This window comes from Denitrobaculum tricleocarpae (assembly GCF_007004665.1).
In the GTDB taxonomy this organism is placed as follows: Bacteria; Pseudomonadota; Alphaproteobacteria; order Kiloniellales; family Kiloniellaceae; genus Denitrobaculum; species Denitrobaculum tricleocarpae.
The window spans coordinates 29,741-47,742 of sequence record NZ_ML660060.1 but is presented as its reverse complement, the minus strand read 5'-3'; the positions used below and the strand labels follow the sequence as shown (position 1 = coordinate 47,742).

At 61.6% G+C, this 18,002-nt stretch carries 16 protein-coding genes; 7 read left to right on the top strand and 9 right to left on the bottom strand.

Going from position 1 to position 18,002, the window contains the following annotated elements:
* Positions 1–127: 127 nt before the first annotated feature.
* Complete coding sequence (locus FKG95_RS22545; RefSeq protein ID WP_218940328.1) at positions 128–808, top strand: GntR family transcriptional regulator; 681 nt, start codon at positions 128–130, stop codon at positions 806–808.
* A 182-nt stretch (positions 809–990) separates the two neighbouring features.
* Here FKG95_RS22545 and FKG95_RS22540 read toward each other — a convergent pair whose 3' ends face one another.
* Positions 991–2,538, bottom strand: coding sequence for an acetolactate synthase large subunit (locus FKG95_RS22540; protein WP_142898694.1), 1,548 nt, complete (start codon positions 2,536–2,538; stop codon positions 991–993).
* 152 nt (positions 2,539–2,690) lie between these two features.
* Entirely contained in the window at positions 2,691–3,707 is a 1,017-nt protein-coding gene (locus FKG95_RS22535; protein WP_142898693.1) for a LacI family DNA-binding transcriptional regulator, read from the bottom strand.
* 204 nt (positions 3,708–3,911) lie between these two features.
* Here FKG95_RS22535 and FKG95_RS22530 point away from each other — a divergent pair, with 204 nt between their 5' ends.
* The 5 genes from FKG95_RS22530 to FKG95_RS22510 all read left to right on the top strand — a co-directional run bounded on the left by FKG95_RS22530 (position 3,912) and on the right by FKG95_RS22510 (position 9,135).
* The gene (locus FKG95_RS22530; protein ID WP_142898692.1) at positions 3,912–5,036 is read left to right on the top strand and encodes an extracellular solute-binding protein; all 1,125 of its coding nucleotides are present in this window, start codon (positions 3,912–3,914) and stop codon (positions 5,034–5,036) included.
* Positions 5,037–5,187: 151 nt separating this feature from the next.
* The gene (locus tag FKG95_RS22525; protein WP_142898691.1) at positions 5,188–6,297 is read left to right on the top strand and encodes an ABC transporter ATP-binding protein; all 1,110 of its coding nucleotides are present in this window, start codon (positions 5,188–5,190) and stop codon (positions 6,295–6,297) included.
* 2 nt (positions 6,298–6,299) lie between these two features.
* The gene (locus FKG95_RS22520; protein ID WP_142898690.1) at positions 6,300–7,607 is read left to right on the top strand and encodes an ABC transporter permease; all 1,308 of its coding nucleotides are present in this window, start codon (positions 6,300–6,302) and stop codon (positions 7,605–7,607) included.
* Positions 7,604–8,440 (top strand): ABC transporter permease, encoded by an 837-nt coding sequence (locus FKG95_RS22515; protein WP_142898689.1) that lies wholly within the window; start codon positions 7,604–7,606, stop codon positions 8,438–8,440. Before FKG95_RS22520 ends, FKG95_RS22515 begins: the two co-directional genes overlap by 4 nt.
* Positions 8,437–9,135, top strand: a complete 699-nt coding sequence (locus FKG95_RS22510) for a hypothetical protein (RefSeq protein WP_142898688.1) — start codon at positions 8,437–8,439, stop codon at positions 9,133–9,135. Before FKG95_RS22515 ends, FKG95_RS22510 begins: the two co-directional genes overlap by 4 nt.
* Before the next feature lie 3 nt (positions 9,136–9,138).
* Here FKG95_RS22510 and FKG95_RS22505 read toward each other — a convergent pair whose 3' ends face one another.
* From FKG95_RS22505 to FKG95_RS22480, 6 genes are all read right to left on the bottom strand, one after another.
* Complete coding sequence (locus FKG95_RS22505) at positions 9,139–9,747, bottom strand: tetratricopeptide repeat protein (RefSeq protein ID WP_142898687.1); 609 nt, start codon at positions 9,745–9,747, stop codon at positions 9,139–9,141.
* A 139-nt stretch (positions 9,748–9,886) separates the two neighbouring features.
* Positions 9,887–10,681, bottom strand: a complete 795-nt coding sequence (locus FKG95_RS22500) for an ABC transporter ATP-binding protein (protein ID WP_246116864.1) — start codon at positions 10,679–10,681, stop codon at positions 9,887–9,889.
* Positions 10,678–11,433, bottom strand: coding sequence for an ABC transporter ATP-binding protein (locus tag FKG95_RS22495; protein ID WP_142898685.1), 756 nt, complete (start codon positions 11,431–11,433; stop codon positions 10,678–10,680). Before FKG95_RS22495 ends, FKG95_RS22500 begins: the two co-directional genes overlap by 4 nt.
* A gap of 12 nt (positions 11,434–11,445) precedes the next feature.
* A complete protein-coding gene (locus tag FKG95_RS22490) occupies positions 11,446–12,591 on the bottom strand; it encodes a branched-chain amino acid ABC transporter permease (RefSeq protein ID WP_142898684.1) in 1,146 nt (381 codons plus the stop codon).
* Between the two features lie 3 nt (positions 12,592–12,594).
* Entirely contained in the window at positions 12,595–13,611 is a 1,017-nt protein-coding gene (locus FKG95_RS22485; RefSeq protein WP_142898683.1) for a branched-chain amino acid ABC transporter permease, read from the bottom strand.
* A 216-nt stretch (positions 13,612–13,827) separates the two neighbouring features.
* Positions 13,828–15,171: a substrate-binding protein gene (locus FKG95_RS22480; RefSeq protein WP_142898682.1), complete on the bottom strand. Its 1,344-nt coding sequence runs from the start codon at positions 15,169–15,171 to the stop codon at positions 13,828–13,830.
* Positions 15,172–15,416: 245 nt separating this feature from the next.
* Between FKG95_RS22480 and FKG95_RS22475 the strand changes: the two genes are divergently transcribed.
* Positions 15,417–17,021 carry a helix-turn-helix domain-containing protein gene (locus tag FKG95_RS22475; protein WP_142898681.1) on the top strand — a complete coding sequence of 535 codons (1,605 nt, stop codon included), beginning with the start codon at positions 15,417–15,419 and terminating at the stop codon, positions 17,019–17,021.
* Between the two features lie 22 nt (positions 17,022–17,043).
* Here FKG95_RS22475 and FKG95_RS22470 read toward each other — a convergent pair whose 3' ends face one another.
* A complete protein-coding gene (locus tag FKG95_RS22470; protein ID WP_142898680.1) occupies positions 17,044–17,991 on the bottom strand; it encodes a dimethylarginine dimethylaminohydrolase family protein in 948 nt (315 codons plus the stop codon).
* Between the last annotated feature and the right edge of the window lie 11 nt (positions 17,992–18,002).

The window sequence follows — 18,002 nt, the reverse complement described above, 5'->3', positions numbered from 1 at the left end:
TTTTTGCAGCTTTTGTCCGGCCCGGCTCAGCGGCATTGGTTTCGTTCTGAGATCAACTATAGTATATTGGATCCAATTTAGACTAGAGTTAGTTTTGAACCGGAACGCAACAGAACGAGAGACGTGAGTGGCGAGCGAACTGAATCTGAAGGCCGTCAACCTGAGCCTCACCGCCTCCACTTCGGACGTCATCTACGACGCCCTGCGGGACGCGATCATCCGGGGGGAAATGGCCGAAGGCGAGACCATCCGGCAGGAAAGCGTCGCAAAGCTCTTCAGCGTCAGCCGCATTCCCGTCCGCGAGGCTCTCAAGCGCCTGGAAGCCCAGGGCCTGGTCACCTCGGTCCGCTACAAGGGCGTTGTCGTCGCCTCCATGTCGCCCAGCGAGATCGAGGAAATCTTCGAGTTCCGCGGTCTGGTGGAATCCAAACTGATCGAGTACGCGGTCGAATCCATGACCCCGGAGTCTCTCGAGCTGGCAAAAGGCTATTGCGAGGCCTTTGCCGCAGAGACAGACCCTGCAAAATGGGGCGACCTTAACCGTCTCTTTCATTCGGCGCTCTATCGGGATTCAGGGCGGCCCTATTACCTGGAAATCGTGCAGGGCGCCAACGACCGGGTCGAGCGTTATGTGCGCGCCCAGCTCGACCTGACCGAGGGCATGGCCCGCGCGAGACGCGATCACGACGCCATTCTGGACGCCTGCTTCAAGCGCGACGCCCGCAAGGCCGTCACCCTGACCGCCGCCCACATCCACAACGCCGGACAGGCGCTGATCCGCTTTCTTCGGGAACGGAGTGAGGGGTAAGTATTTTGTAATTTGCGGTGCCGGCCCGCTCCCCCTCCCAACTACCCGCAGGATAATCGCATTGGGTGGTTGGGAGGGGGAGCGGGCTGGTGCCGGTTCGGCGCTAGCCGAACATAATCAAACCCCACAAAGCGGCCGGGAGGATGAGCGGGCCGGAACCGACGCAGCGCGAGCCGTCAAAACTACGGCATGATCGCTTCGATGAGATAAGGCCGCTTCTCGGCGAAGCCTCGCGTCAGAGCCGCCGTCAGATCTTCGACGCTCTCCACAGCTTCGCCTGCGACTCCGAAGCCTTTGGCCAGATCGACCCAGCCGATGGTCGGGCGCCGCAGGTCGAGCATGCCCAGGGCGTTTTTCCCGACCGTCTTCACACCGACGTTGGCCATCTCGCCCTTGAGAATCCGGTATTCCCGGTTGGCGAAGATCAGGGTCACCACATGCTGCTCCTCCCGCGCCTGGGTCCAGAGCGCCTGCAGCGAGTACGCGCCGGAGCCGTCCGCCTGAAGCGCCAGAACCGGGCGGTCGGGACAGGCCGTCGCCGCGCCGGTCGCCAGGGGAAAACCGCCCCCGATCGCGCCGCCGGTGAGCTGCAGCCAGTCATGAGCGACAGCTCCGCGCGTGATGCCGTCCAGGCTCCGGCCCGAGGTAATGGCCTCATCGATGACAATGGTGTTTTCCGGCAGAGAACGAGCGATGACAGCGGCGGCGGCGTCCGGTGTAATTGCGCCGGTTGGTGCATCGGGCAACGCAAGCTCCGTGACGGGCGCGGCGGTGTTTTGCGCACCCAGACCCTCGCAGACCGCGGCCAGCGCCGCAGGAATGTCCTGACGGACCGTGGCCACCGGAATCACTTCACAGCCTTCCGGGAACACCCGGCTTGGCTTGCCGGGATAAGCAAAAAAAGCGACCGGTTCATCGGCACCGAACGAAAGCACCACCTCGAAGTCCGCGAGGCGCGCCAGCGCCACATCGACCGGATAGGCGATGCGTTCGACCGCCACGCGCCCGGCGCCGCGCATCATACGGCGGTTGCTGGTCGGCGAAAAAAGCTCACAGCCGGAGGCTGCCGAAATCTTCCCGGCAAGCTCCAGATTCTCCTCCATCAGCGCTTGGTCGCCCAGGAGAACCGCCACCTTGCGGCCGCTGCGCAGCCAGTCGACCGCGGTGCTCACGGCTGCCTCGATGGGCGCCAGCGGCTTGGGCGGTTCGATGGGAGACGCCGGGCCCGTTGCCTCGCTCCAGGCGCAGTCCGCGGGTAGAATGAGTGTCGCGATGTGCCCGGGCGCTTGTCTGGCTGCGGCGATGGCTTCGGCGGCGTCGCCGGCCACCCGGTGCGAGGTTTTGCTGGATCGCACCCAGTCTGAAACCGGCCGTGCAATACCTTCCACATCCGAAGTCAGGGGCGCATCGAAGTGGCCGTGATAGGTGGCGTGATCCCCGACCACATTGACCACCTGCGAGCGCGCCCGCTTGGCGTTGTGCAGGTTCGCCAGGCCGTTGCCCAGGCCAGGGCCCAGGTGCAGCAGTGTCGCGGCGGGCTTACCGGCCATGCGCGCGTAGCCGTCGGCGGCGCCTGTGACGACGGTTTCATGCAGACCCAGGACACACTTCATGTCGGGATGCTCGTCGAGCGCCGCAACGAAATGCATCTCCGAGGTTCCGGGATTGGAAAAACAAACGTCAACCCCCGCCCCCAGAAGGGTTTTCACCAAAGTCTGCGCGCCGTTCATCACCAAAACATCCTCACCAAGATTTCGAGATTACGATCGCGACCGGGTGGTGCGATCCAAGAGGTTCCTTCGCTTATGCATCGGCGCCTCGCCTAAGGCAAGACCACCCCGCCAAAGCGAGGCCCCTACCAATGCAAGCCCGCGCCTCGCACTCATCGTGGAAAGGGGCTGAGCTTCTTCGGCGTCGAATCACGGACCACCATGCGGGTGCGCACCCGGTGGATTCGGGCAGGCAGGTCTGGTTGCGCCAGGCGGGTTTCCAGCATTTCGATAATGGCGTCGACGATCTTGCCGACCGGATAATCGATGGTCGTGAGGCGGAAATTCGGCCAGGACGCCAGCTCGGTATTGTCGAAACCAATGACCGCGACATCCTCCGGCACCGAGAGGCCGAGCGCGGCGGCGGCCTGGAGAATCCCTATCGCCGCCATATCGTTGATGCAGAAAACACCATCGGGACGGTCAGATCGCGACAGCAGCTCCATGGCGACCTCGAAGCCGGTCATCTCCTCCGACTGACGGATCTTCACCGCGACCGAGAGATCCCGGCCGGCGTCCTTTAGCGCATCTTCCAGACCCTGGCGGCGTTCCTGGTCGGAAAAGGCGTAATAAGTGCCGCCCACATAGGCAATGCGCCGGCAGCCGGAGCGCATCAGCAGCTCAGCGGCCATACGCCCGCCGCCTTTGTTGTCGGCCAGAACGCTGTCGATGCCGGGGGAATCGATATTCCGGCCGCTGAGAATCACCGGCACACCCAACTTGGCGCACTTGAGACAGGCCTCCCGGGTCATGGTTCCCGCGGCGACGACGGCGGCATCGACCTGGTAGTCAAGCGCGCCCATCAGTTCGTCATCGATGGCCCCCAGATCGACCACCGGCGTGAGCAGCAGCTTTTTGCCGCGCCGGGCGAGATGGTCCGCCAGTCCGTCGACCAGCGCGGCATCGAAGACATTGGAGGTCGCCCCGATCACCAGCGCGACCAGGTTGGTCCGGGCGTTGATCATGCTGCGCGCAAGGGCGTTGGGCCGGTAGCCGAGCTGGTCGGCGGCCTCCATCACCTTCGCGCGCATCCGGGGCGAGGCGCTGCCGTTGATCGACAGCACACGCGACACCGCGGCGATCGAGACCCCCGCGAGTTCGGCAACATCTTTAATCGTCGCGCGTGCCATAAATCCGTTCCGCCAAAAAAGCAGCCGACTTTACCAACTCGCTGTGAGCTTGCAAGCGGACGCACATGGGGTCAATATTGGAGAGTTGTAACAAAACCGTCACAAAACAGACGCAGCACCTTAAAGCTTCTTGGTTAGAGGGGAGCTGCAATAATGAAACTCGCAACAGCGAGTATCCTCACGACGATTACAGGGACAAAAACTATGATTTCTCGCCGCAAAGTCTTGAAGAGCACGGCGGCTGCCGGTGCTTTGGCCGCCGCGCCAGCCGTTCTCCGCGCCTCTGATGCGCTCGCTTCCTCCGGCAGCGTCAATGTCTTTGCCTGGGGCGATTACGTTCAGCAGAACATGATCGATCTCTTCGAAGGCAACACCGGCATCAAAGTGAACCTCTCCACCTACGGTTCCAACGACGAAGCCGAACAGAAACTGAAGGCCGCGGGCGGCAAGGGCTTTGACGTGATCTTCCCGTCAGTCACCAACGGCCCGAGCTACTATCCGGACGGCCTGCTGCAGCCGCTCGACGAGGGCAAGCTGAAGAACGCCGGCAATCTGATTGCATCGATGGTCAACGATTCCGTGCAGTTGGGCGCGACCTACCGCGGAAAACGCTACCTGCTGCCCTTCAACTGGGGTACCGAGGCCATCACCTTCGACAGCTCGGTCATGAACCTCTCCGACGATGAGGTCTCCTTCGGCTCCTTGTGGTTGCCGGAGGCCGCGGGCAAAGCCGCTTTCCGCCAGAAATCCGCCATCATGGGTGTCGGTCTTTACCTCGACGCCATCGGCGAGCTGGAAACCAACCGGATGCTGGACGTCTACAAGACCGAAGAAGACGCCCGCCGGGTCTGGAGCGCCTGTGCCAAGTACGTCATCGAGCACAAAGCAAACATCGCAGCCTTCTGGAACTCTGCCACCGAGGCCACCAACGCCTTCAAGCAGGGCGGTGCCAAGATCGGCCAGACCTGGGATACCACCGGTCTTCTGCTGAGCCGCGAGGACGCCAAGTGGAAATACCGCATGCCGAAAGAAGGCGGCATCACCTGGATGGATTCGGTCGGCGTGCCCTCCGGCGCGGCCAATATCGACCAGGCCTATGCCTTCATGGATGCCATGTTCACCGCGGAAATGGCGGGTCTGCTCAGCAAGAACACCGGTTATAACTCAGCCGTATCGGGCGCCGCGGACTTCGCCGGCGATGACTACAAGAAGCAGTTCGGCGAGGTTTACAATGCCGACAATCTCGCTTCGCTCTGGTGGTGGCAGGCCGACACTCCCTGGTTCGCGCCCCTGCGTCAGGAATACGTCGATCAGATCACCAACGCCTAGAGTCGCCTGAGCGTTTTCGCGCATCCGTGAAAACGCGCTGCGGCTTCTAGTGCGCTGCAAAAGATCGGGAACCGCGGGAGCCTGAATGCGCTCCCGCGGTTTCGGCCTTCTTCCCAGGCCGGTAACGCGAGGCCAAAAGCAAGAAATGACCATGCACGGACAAAACGTAGAACTGTCCGGTGTTTCCATGACCTATCCCAATGGATTCACCGCGGTTCACCCCACCGATCTGACGATCAACGCGGGGGAGTTCTTCTCGATTCTCGGTCCCTCCGGCTGTGGCAAGACCACCATCCTGCGGATGATTTCCGGTTTTCTGGAGCCTTCGACCGGCTCGATTTCAATCGGCGCGCAGTCGGTCAATGGATTGGGACCCAACAAGCGCCCCACCGCCCTGATCTTCCAGACCCTGGCGCTCTTCCCGCTCATGAGCGTTTGGGAAAACGTCGCCTTCGGACTGGAGGCGCGCGGGGTCAGCAAACAGGAACGCCGCCGCAAAGCCGAGGAACTGCTGGAGCTTGTGGCTTTGACCGGCCAGGCCGAAAAAAAACCCACTGAACTCTCCGGCGGCCAGCGTCAACGCGTCGCCGTCGCACGCGCCCTCGCCGTCGAACCGGCGGTGCTGCTGCTCGACGAACCGCTCTCGGCGCTCGATCTCAAACTCCGGCAGCACATGCGGGCGGAGCTGAAGGACATCCAGCGCAAAACCGGTGTCACCTTCATCTACATCACCCACGACCAGGGGGAGGCCCTGGCCATGTCCGACCGGGTCGCGGTCATGAATGAAGGCCGGATCGAGCAAATCGCCACGGCCGCGGAACTCTATAACATGCCGCAAACGCCCTTCGCGGCCACCTTCGTTGGCGAACAGAATGTCTTTGGCGGCCGGGTGAAACACACGAACGGCACCACGGTCGAGGTCGAAACCGGCCAGGGCCTGCTCCGTGGCAGAAACTTCAACGACCTGACAGTCGGCGAAGAAGCGCTGGTTCTCGTGCGCCCGGAGCGCATTGAAATCGCCGACGCGGATGGTGTAGCCGGCAATGAGGACAGCAACCGGATCTCAGGGCAACTTCTGCGCCGGGACCTCGAAGGCGCCCTGATCAACCTTTATCTGCGTTCGGGCGAGCAGGAGATCCACGTCAATCTCCACAACAAGGGCAACCGGGATTTCAGCGCCGACGAGTCCATGACCCTGGCCTTTAGTACCGCCGACACGGCGGTGATGCGGCCCGGCCCCATGGCCCGGAGTTCCGCCTAGCCATGAATGCTTTGGTCAGAACCTACGGCCTGGGCCTCACAGGCATCTTCGTGGCTCTGGTCGCCATCTGGATCCTGCTGCTGATCGTCGTCCCGCAGATCAGGATGATCGAGCGCGCCTTTACCTACGAGGACCGTGGCGGTGAGACGGCGATGCTGGCCTTGCAGATCGACCGTGCCTACGTGGAAAAGCTCCAGTTGGAGCGTGAGGTCGGCACGCTTGAGCAGATGACCGATAGCCCGGCAGATTCAGGTTCGGCCGCTTCAAGCCCGACCACTCCAAGCCCGGCCACTCCGAGCCCGGCAACGCCAACAGCGCCGTCGCCATCCTTTTCTGCGCCCTCTCCTTCTGCTCCCTCGCCCTCAACGCCTTCACCTTCGACGCCCTCACCGTCCGCTCCGAGCCTCTCTCCCTTTGCACCCTCGCCCAATGCCGCAGGTGCACAGCCCGCGCTCTCGGCGGGTGAACGCACCGCCCGCCTGGCGGAATTGAACCAGCGCCTCAGCGCGCTCGAGACCAAGATCACGGATCTGGAGGCTCAGGAAGATACCTCCTCCGGCGTTGCAGGCACGAAAGAGCACTACTCGCTCAAGAATTTCACCGATATGAGCGGGCTGCATCTGCAGATTTTCATCCTGACGCTGGTCTACGCCTTCACCGTGACCATCTGTGCTTTTGTGATCTGTTACCCGGTCGCCTATGCCGCTGCGACCATGGAAAACAAGAACACACTCACGATCATTCTCGTCGGCCTGCTGATCCCCTACGCGATCAACGAGCTGCTGCGGATTTTCTCCTGGGTCATGATCCTGGACCGGAACGGGATCCTGAACACGTTGCTGGACTTTATCGGCTTCATCGACCTCTCCGCCGGCGAGGGTTTCCGTTTCGTCGCCTCGAACGGCGCGGTCTTTGCCGTCATGGTCTATGCCTACGTCCTCTTCATGGTGTTTCCCATCTACAACACCATCGACACGCTGGACAAAAGCCAGATCGAAGCGGCGCGCGATCTCGGTGCCTCGCCCTGGAAGATCCACACACGGGTCGTCATTCCCCATGCCAAACCCGGCATCGCCGTGGGTTCGATCATGACCTTCATGCTTTCAGCGGGCTCGATCGCCGCGCCTGAAATCGTCGGACGCGGCATGCATCCCGACTGGTTCAGCCAGCTGATTTACCGCCGCTTTTTCGAAGCGGACTCCTGGAATCAGGGATCGGCCTACTCGCTGGCGCTGCTGGTCGCCTGCATCGTGTTCATTCTGGTGACCATGAAAGTCTTCAAGGTCGGGATCAGGGATATCGCAAAATGAGCGCGACCTCCATCAGCAGCACCGCAGCCACTACTGCCACGCAACAGCGCGGCCGAAACTGGGCCGACGCCATCCTGAACGGCTATCTCGTGCTCTTCTTCGCCTACATGTTCCTGCCGCTCGGCTTCATGGTGGCCGCCGCCTTCAACGCCTCTCCGACCCCCTCTGTCACCGACTGGCAGGGCTTCACGCTGCAGTGGTTCGCGGAGCTTCCGAACGACAAGCGCTTCGTGCAGGGCCTGCTGCATTCCCTGCTGATCGCAGCTGGGGTCATCGCCTTTTCCATTCCGCTGGGTCTCTCCGGCGCTTTCATTCTGACGCGGATGCAATCGCGCAGCACGACCCTGCTTTACACCATCCTGGCGTCACCCGTGCTCCTGCCCGGCATCGTCCTGGGCGCAACGACTATGATCTTCTGGCGGGATTATTTCGGTGTACAGGCCGGTCTCTTCACGACCACAGTCGCTCAAACCTCCTTCATCGCCTCTTTCTGCATGCTGCTCTTCATGGCGCGTCTGCAGCGTCAGGACCGGGTGCTGGAGGAAGCCGCCCTCGATCTGGGGGCCTCGCCCTTCATGGTCTTCCGCCGCATCACTCTGCCGTTCCTGGCGCCCACCATAGCAACGGCCGCCGTGGTGTCCTTTCTGCAGTCGATCGAGAACTACAACACCACCTTCTTCGCGATCGGCAGTTCCTGGACCCTGGTCACCGAGATCGGCAGCCGTATGCGGTTCGGCCTCTCGCCCATGATCAACGCCATCGGCGTCATCTTTGTTGTGATTACCATCGTGGTTGCGGTCACCCACACGCTTATGGCACGAAAGAAGGGATGAAGATCGCCTTCTCCTGTCTTCCGGGATGGGACGCCTTTTTGCAAAAACCCACCCTCGCCTCCGGCAGCCTGCCGGATTGGCTGAGAGAGATGCCGGCTGTCAGCAAAAGCGCGGTGCTGGCAGACGCCGAAGTCCGCACCCTCAAGCAGTGCCCGCCTTTTCTCGACGCCATGCGCGACGGAATTCTCTTCCCCCTTGCCACGGATGTGACCGTCAAGGACGGCAGTTTCTCCTGGGATTGGGACCTGCCGGCTCATCCCAAAGCCCGCATGACCCGCTCGCCCCTCGGCGTGCATGTGCCGGAGCAGGCACTGAAGGTCCCCGGTGTCGACGAAAATCACTTCGCCATCAAGTTCAACAATTTCTGGACCATCTCCCTGCCCGAGGGCTGGTCTTTGCTGTTCGGACATCCCGCCAACCGGCTCGATCTGCCGTTCCGGACCCTTTTCGGCCTGGTCGACTGCGATCGCTGGAGCGATGGCTATGTCCACTTTCCCGCCCTCTGGAGCGACCCGGATTTCGAAGGCACTCTGCCCGCCGGCACGCCTGTCGCACAGGCCTGGCCCATCAAACGGCAAGAGCTGGAGCTGAGCTTCGCGGAGATGGACTCAGCCGGACTGGAACGTCACCTGGAACTTCAAAACGCATTGCAGGAAGAACCGGGCCTCTACCGCAAAATCTACCGCCAAAAGTAAAGATTAGTGTTGGCGGAACTGCCGAGTATCCAGGGCGAGACGCCCTTTCGTGCCCTGGGTCAGGATCTTCAGCCGCGCCGCCTGCGCATTGGCATCATCGGCGGGCAGCTGGGCAAGCAGGTCTTCCGCCGCGGTCAGATCGCCGCGGTCGCGCTTTGCGGTCGCCAGCCATTGCAGCGCCTGCGCCGAACCAAGCCTGCTCTGCGCATACCCCAAATGAGGTAGAGCCGCTTCGGCACACCCCAGCTGCACCAGCGCAATGCCAAGATTCAAGGACGCGTCCGCATCATCGGGCACCGCCGCCAGGTAGTCTTCGAACCGGCGCGCACTCTCTTCGATCTGCCCGCTCTCCAAAAGCGCGGCGGCCAGTTCGAACTGCGCGTTGTGGTGATCCGGCGCGAGATCGAGGGTAGCCTGAAAACAGGCAAGGGATTCCGGAACGCGCCCAAGGTTCTTAAGCACCAGGCCCTTGTTGTAGGCAAGGGATGGATTTTCCGGTAACAGCGCAATGAGCTTGTCCGCCAGAAGAAGCGCTTCTGTCCAGTCAGCTTTCGAGAGAGCGATCTGAAACTCTTGCCCCAGGGCATTGAGGTTGGCGGGCGTTTGGCGCATGGCAAATCCGGGTCTTCTGCCCGTGGCGGGCAAGTCCCCGAATTTGACCTATTTGCCCTGCTTTCGCAATCTGGGACCGCCACAATCAACGGCAGCCCAATCAACGATCGCCCCAATCACCGACCAAACTGCCGGACAGTCAGATCGCGAGGTATTCCTGGCGCAGCTCTGCATTATCGAGGACCTCCTGCGCGATCCCGTCGAAAGCCACCTGTCCCATGTCGAGGATGATCGCCCGGTCCGCCAGATGCAGGGCCGCGATGGCGTTCTGTTCGACGATAATCGTCGTCAGCCCCAGGCCCTTGATCTCTTCCAGGATCCGCTCGATTTCCTGCACGATCACCGGGGCCAGACCTTCATAAGGCTCGTCCAGCAGCAGCAGCTTGACGTCCCGCGCCAGGGCGCGCGCGACCGCCAGCATCTGCTGCTCGCCGCCAGACAGGGTGACGCCCTCCTGCTTGCGCCGTTCGGCCAGGCGCGGAAAGTGTTCGTAGAGACGTTCGATCGACCAGCCCTTAGGCTCCGCGATCTGGGCGAGCTGCAGGTTTTCCTCGACGGTCAGGCCGGGAATGATGCGCCGGTCTTCCGGGACCAGCCCGACGCCGAACTGCGATGCCTGGAAATCGCTCATCTCGTGGAGCGGCTTGTGATCCAGCCAGATCTCGCCGTGGGTCAGCTGCGGGTCCGACATACGCGCAATGGTCCGCAGGGTCGAGGTCTTGCCCGCGCCGTTCCGGCCCAAAAGGGCGACGATCTCGCCTTCGCGGATATCGAAGCTGACCCCCTGGACGATATAGCTCTCCCCGTAGTAGCCGTGAATGTCCCAGCAGGAAAAGAAGGCCGGGCCCTTGTTCCTCTCGGGTGCGGCGGACGCCTGCGGCGCGTTACCCTGCGGCCCATTGCTCTGCAACGCTGGAGTCTCGGTCATGCTCATAGGTGTGCCCCTCCCAGGTAGGCTTCCTGGACCCGCGGATCCCCCTTGATTTCCTCCGGCGCGCCCTCGGCAATCACTGTTCCCTGCGCCAAAACGCTGATCTTGCTGGCCAGCGAGAACACCACGTGCATGTCATGCTCGATCACGATCTTGGTGATTCCCCGTTCGCCGATCCGCTTGAGAAGATCGATGGTGTTGTTGGTGTCGGCGCGCGACATACCCGCAGTCGGCTCGTCCAGGAGCAGCAGTTTGGGTTCCTGAACCAGGCACATGGCCAGCTCAAGACGGCGTTTATCACCGCGCGACAGGCTGTTGGCATGCATCTCCTGCTTTTCCGCCAGACCGACATCCTCGAGGATATGCTCTGCCTTCTCGCGGATTTCCGCCGCCTGATCGATCCGCCCCCAGGCATTGACGGTATAGGCGCCGTCACGCTTGGCAAAGGTCGGAATCATGACATTCTCGATCAGCGAGAGATCGCCGAAAATCTCCGGCGTCTGGAACACCCGGGCGACACCGGCCTGATTGATCTCATGCGGCGCAATGCCCAGGAGCGATGTGCCGTTGAACATCACCGACCCGGTGTCCGGTTTCAAACGTCCGACAAAACAGTTCAAGAGCGTCGACTTACCGGCACCGTTCGGGCCGATGATGGCGTGCACGGCGCCTTCTTCCACATCGAGATTGACGTTGTGCAGCGCCTTCAAGCCACCGAAGCTCTTATTCACGTCCTGGACCTGGAGGATTCCCATGATCTGCTCCTCCTATTCAGCGATTTGCGGTTGGTGGGCTTCGGAAGTCTTCTTATGCCGCTTTCTTCCGACATAATCGCGGACCCTCTGGGCGCCCTCGACCAGCCCGCCGGGCAGGTAGATCACGATGATCATGAAGAGAATGCCGAGCGTCAGGTGCCAACCTTCGCCGACGAAGAGTCCGACAACGGAAACCACGACCTCCTGCAGCCCCTCGGGCAGGAAGCTGAAGATGTTGTTCAGAAGCGTTTCATTGAAGGCGGAGAAGATGTTTTCGAAGTACTTGATGATCACGGCGCCCAGCATCGGACCCAGCAGGGTCCCGACCCCGCCCAGGATCGTCATGAGCACCACTTCGCCCGACGCCGTCCACTGCATGCGCTCGGCCCCGGCGAGCGGATCGGTCACCGCCAGCAGCGCGCCGGCAAGACCGGCATACATGCCCGAGATCACGAAGGCGGTCAGAGCATAGGGCCGCGTATTCAGGCCGGTGTAGCTCATGCGGTTCTGGTTCGACTTGATCGCCTTGAGCATCATCCCGAAGGGCGAGCGGGTGATCCTGAGCGAGATGTAAAACCCGATAATCAAGAGCACGGCGCAGAAGTAGAAACCGCTGTAACCGCTCATGGCAATGCCGAAGAAATTGGTCGAGGGAATGCCCGCGCCCGCTTCGACGAAGAGTCCGTCGATCACCCGCGGATCGCTCTTGGCCAGTTGCAACCCGGTTTCGCCGTTCGTAATCGGCGTCAGCACGGAGTAAGCCAGGTTATAGGACATCTGGGCGAAAGCGAGCGTCAGGATCGAGAAATAAATGCCCGAGCGCCGTAGCGAGATGAACCCGATCAGGAAGGAAAAGGCCCCCGCCACGATGACCGCGAAAATCACCGCCGGCACCACGTTCATGCTCAGCAGCTTAAAGGACCAGACCGCAGTATAGGACCCGACGCCCAGGAAGGCCGCGTGCCCGAAGGAGAGGTATCCGGTCAACCCGAAGAGGATGTTGAAGCCGATGGCGAAGATCCCGAAGATCGCGAATTTCTGCATCAGATCGGGATAGCTCGCACCGATCGGCATCAGCCAGATCGGCATGGTCAGGATGGCGAGCGCGAAGAGGCCCATCATCATGTTGTCGCTGCGTAATGTGATCTTGTTCGTCATGGCTCAGGACTCCATCACGCCCTTGCGGCCCAGAAGGCCACGGGGACGGACCAGAAGGATCACTACGGCGACGAGATAGATAATGATCTGATCGATGCCGGGTAGGATGCTTTTGACTTCGTTCATGGATGCAAAGGATTGCAGGATGCCGAGCAGGAAGCCCGCGGCAACCGCGCCGCCCAGGGAGCCCATGCCCCCGACCACGACCACGACGAAGGAGAGAACCAGGAAGTCCATCCCCATGTGGTAATCGGGCGGCAGGATCGGCGTGTACATGACACCCGCGAGGCCCGCGACGACAGCCGCCAGACCGAAGACGATGGAAAAGCGTCGCTGGATATCGATGCCCAGAAGGCCAACCGTCTCACGGTCCTGCATGCCGGCACGCACCACCATGCCGAAGGTCGTAAACTGCAGGAAGGAAAAGACCGCCGCAATCACCACGCCGGCAAAAGCCAGGTAGATCAGCCGCCACCAGGGATAAACCACCGTGCTGCCCAGCCCGAGCCATTCGCCGATGTTGGCGCTGCCGGCGACGGCCTCGGGCGCGGGCGTCGGGATCGGATTGGCGCCGAAATTTGCCTTCACCAGTTCCTGCAGAACGATCGCCAGCCCGAAGGTAACCAGGATCTGCTCCGCATGGGTGCGTTTGTAGAAACGCTGGATCAGGCCGCGCTCCATCACCAGGCCGATCAGCAGCATGACCGGTATCGCCACCAGGATCGAGATCGGCACCGAGTAGTCGATAATGACCGAACCGGTCTCGCCGAACCAGGTCTCCAGGTAGGGAACTTCCTTGTAGGCCTCGAAGAAGGTGATGCTCTCATCCTTCACCTTGACCGAGATCGTCAGAATTTTCTGAACCGTCACTGCGCAGAAAGCACCCAGCATAAAGAGGGCGCCATGGGCGAAATTCACCACCCCGAGCGTGCCGAAAATCAGGGTCAGTCCCAGGGCGATCAGCGCGTAGGCACCGCCCTTGTCCAGACCGTTCAGAAGTTGGAGCGCAAATGTGTCCATGACCGTCCACCTGAAGAACGTAGCGATTCTATGTTATGGCGATCACACGGATCTACCGCAGGAACCTCGGAGTCCCCAGGCGCAGAACTTTCGGTTCTTGATCAGCTCCGCGGGACGATCGCGGATCCCGGGAGAATACCCCAAGGCCTTACGGATGATCCCGTGGAAGGTAATCCACCCTCCACGGGACGACCGGTGCAATCAGCGTCTTTGGAATCAGACCTCGTAGGGGCCCAACTCGCCGCCGAAGAGGCCGGCATCGTACTCGACCTGGCTGCGCGGAACCTCCTGCACGACCTCAAGAAGATCGAACTGGCTGCTGGGGTTCTCGTTGCCTTTCACGACCAGCACGTCCTTGAAGCACTGATGATCTTCCGCGCGATACAGCGTCTTGCCGTTGCCCATGCCGTCGAACTCGAAGCCTTCCAGCGCCTTGATGACCTCCGGCGGATAGAAGGTGCCGGCCATCTGGCAGGCATTGGCATAGAGCAGGGTCTGCACATAGCAGGTGTGCGCGGCCTGCGACGGCGGGAAGCCGTATTCCTGACCGAAGGACTTGACGAAGGCCTGAGAGCCCGCATCCTGCAGCGACCAGTTCCAGTTGGTGGTGCCGAAGATGCCCTTGATATTCGCGCCCGCACCCTGCGCCATCAGACGGGAATAGAGCGGCACGACGATCTGGAAGTCCTTGCCGTTGACCTGCTTGTCGCGCAGGCCGAACTGAACCGCCTGGGTCAGGGAGTTGATCATGTCCTTGCCGTAGTGGTTCAGGATCAGTACGTCGGCGCCGGAGTTGAGGACCGGTGTGATGTACTGCGAGAAGTCACCGGCACCCAGCGGGGTCTTGACCGCGTTGGCGGTCTGCCAGCCGAGGCCTTCGGTGGTGTTCTTGATCGACTCTTCCTGGGTCCAGCCCCAGGTGTAGTCGGCGGTCAGGTGATAGGCGCGGCGTTCCTTGCCCATCTCCGCTTCCAGCACCGGCCCCAGCGCGGCACCCGACATGTAGGCATTGAAGAAGTGCCGGAAACCGTAGCGCCGCTTGTCCTTACCCGTCGTGTCGTTGGAGTGCGTCAGGCCGTTCATGAAGACGATGCCCATCTCCTGCGCCAGCGACTGCTGCGCAATCGCCACGCCCGAAGACGAACCGCCGGAGTACATGATGACGCCGTCTTTCTCGATCATGCGCTTGGCCGAGGCGCGCGCGGCATCGGATTTGGTCTGCGTATCACCGGTCACGTAGACGACCTTCTTGCCCAGGACACCATCGCCCTTGAGCGAGAGAGGCTGCATGGTGTTGAGCAGACCGCCGTCACCCTCGCCGTTGATGTGCTTGACCGCAAGCTGGTAGGCGCGCAGTTCGTCGGCACCTTCATCGGCGTAGGCACCGGTCTGCGGCACGTTGAAACCGAAGGTGACCGTGCCGCCGTCGCCGGGATTGTTCCGGAAATCCTGCGCGAAGACATTGCGCATGAAGAACGTCGGGGCTGCCAGGCCGGCGGCCAGCGCCGTCCCTCCTTTAAGCACGCCGCGCCGACTCACACCTCTTTTGATCTCGTCCATAAGTGACCTCCCATAGCCGTCTTGTTTTGACGTTGATTGTTGTGACGCTGAACGAGACCATCCAGCGCCCGTCAGCCGATGCAGTTGTGGCATCCGTGGAACATGATGAGTTACTGAAGTCAAAGCGACAATAATATATTGATACTATTGAAGTTTTTTGTAAAAATTCGTATTATTTATATGCAAGACTTGTAAATTCTTTATCTTGCGCTGCACAAATATTAAAGAATTGAGGCTGTTACAGAATGGCACGGGCCCCGATCGGACTGAAATTACGCGAACGCCGCAAGACCCTGGGCGTCACACAGACCGCTCTTGCGGCAAAGGTTGGCGTCTCCCCCTCCTACCTCAACTTGATAGAAAGTGAAAAGAGGAACATCGGCGGTAGTCTTCTGATACGCATTGCCGATGAACTCGATATCCGGATGGAAGAGCTGGACGGCGCCGCCGACCGGCGCCTGATCGACGACCTGGGTGAGATTGCAGCATCGCCAACCTTTCAAAATCTGAAAGTGTCCCCGCAAAGTGCGGGTGAGCTGGTCGGCCGTCACCCGGACTGGGCGCGAGCACTGACGGTGCTCTACCGGACCTACATGGACCGCGACCAGACGGTGATCGCCCTCGCGGACCGGCTGAATCAGGACCCCTTCCTCTCGGCCGCCGTGCACCGCATGCTGACCAACGTGGCCTCCATTCGTTCGGCCTCGGAAATCCTGGAGTCGGTTTCCGATATCGAGCCGGACCAGCGCGAACGCTTTCACAACATCCTGCTCACGGAAAGCGATCAGCTCTCCAGCGTCGCGGAGGGCCTGGCCGCTTTTTTCGACAAGGGAGTGGCACCGACCCGCTCAATCTCGCCCAATGAAGAAATAGATGATTTTTTACAGGAACATCAGAACCACTTTCCCGAGCTGGAGACAGCCGCCGAAGCCCTGGCGAGCAGCCTGCACCTGAAGGAGCAGGGAATCACGATCGCCCTTTCGGAGATGATCGAACGACGCTACGGCCTCTCCATCACCTATGCCGCCCCAGAGTCTAAATGGGAGTCTAAGCGGGTGTCTAAACCTGGATCGAAATCGGGACCGCATCCGTTAGAGACCAACGGCGCGACCCAGGACAAGAGAATGGTTCTGGCCGAGGCCCTGCCCGGCCCGACGCGCCGTTTTCTACTCGCACGCACCGCTGCGGAACTGGCCCTGACGGAGCCGATCAGCGCCATCATCGAAAAGAGCAGCACTCTGACCAGCGCCGAAGCCCGGCGCCGGGCAACTGGCGCTCTGGCTTCCTACTGCGCGTCTGCCATGCTCCTGCCCTATGACCGTTTCCTGGAACAGGCGGTCAAGCTCCGCTACGACATCGAGCGCCTGCGCCACAGCTTCGATGTCAGCTTGGAGCAGGTCTGCCATCGCCTGGTCACTCTGCGCAAACCCGGAAACGAGGGCATCCCCTTCGCCTTCATGCGCGTGGATCCCTCCGGCTATGTCTCGAAACGCTATGCCCTGCCCGGGCTGCCGATCCCGCGCTACGGCGGCGCCTGCCCCCTCTGGCCGGTCTACCGGGCGTTCCAGACGCCCGGTATGGTCAATTGCAGTCTGGCGGCCTTTCCCAACAACGATCGTTTTCTCTTTGTCGCCTGCGCCGTGGAAAAAGGCGCCAGCGCCTACGGGCAGCACCGGCCTTTGCTCTCCATCATGCTCGCCTGCGAGGCCCTCTACGCGGATCAGACCGTCTATGGCGACACGCTCAGCACGGCCACAAGGGATCAAGCCCTCGCCGTTGGTCCGACCTGCCGCCTCTGCACCCGTGAAGACTGTGCTCACCGCCAGGAGGATCTGATCGTCGCGACATGAGAGAGCCGGATTGCACTGCGGCTCACGCGGTATCGCGTTCAACGATCCCGGTCAGGCATCCGACCGCGCCGGCGGCTTTGCGGAGCTCGAACATGGGGGTTTCGATGACCTCGATACCCAGTCCGTCGTACCACTCTCGTGTGAGGTCATTGCCCCCGGGCATGAGAATTTTGCCAGGCGCGAGGGTTACGAAGTTCAAAGCCCGGTTGGCCTGCGCAGCATCCTCGTCCGGCAGGAACGCGACCCGGTAGCCCTTTTCACGCAGCAGCATCACCGCGGCATGGGGTGTGCGCCTGGGCCAGGCGATGGCCAGGTTTCGGTCGGCGATCCGCATCATGCCCATCAGGTGCATGGTGCCGAAGGGCATATCGACAGCAGTCAGATTGACACCGAGGTCGGCGCACAGCCGCGCAATCTGTTCGATCGCCGCCTGGTTCGTGCGCAGTCCCCGGCCGATGATCGCGGTCTCTGCATCCAGCCAAAGGAGGTCCGCACCCTCAAAGGTCGCGCTGCCTGTCAGGGTCCGCAGGATCGGCACGCGGGCCGCGGCCAGGGCCTGCGCCGTCGCCACCTCCTCACCGGCGCGCACGGTCGAGGCCGGCCGCGCCAGGATCGCCCCCTGGGGGGTCATCACGAAAAGGTCCGCGCAGAACATCCGGTTCGGCGTCGGGGCCTCGGTCGCCGGTGTGGTCAGGACCTCGACACCGGCATTCCTGTAAGCCGCCGCAAGCTGATCGTGCTCCTCCTGCGCCCGCACCAGATCGAGAGCCTCCAGCTGCTGCGCCGCATTGAAATCGTTGACCGCGATCTCAGCGCCGGGCCGGCACAACAGCACAGTCCGAAGCTGCCGCCACTCACTGTCGATCCCGCCCCGCCAGAGCGACCCGATCTCCTGATCGTGGCCTGCGGTCCGCTGCGACCAGCCGGAACCGCCATAGGCGGCGCTGTTGAAGGTGGATGCGTCAGCCAAAGTTCTGCTCC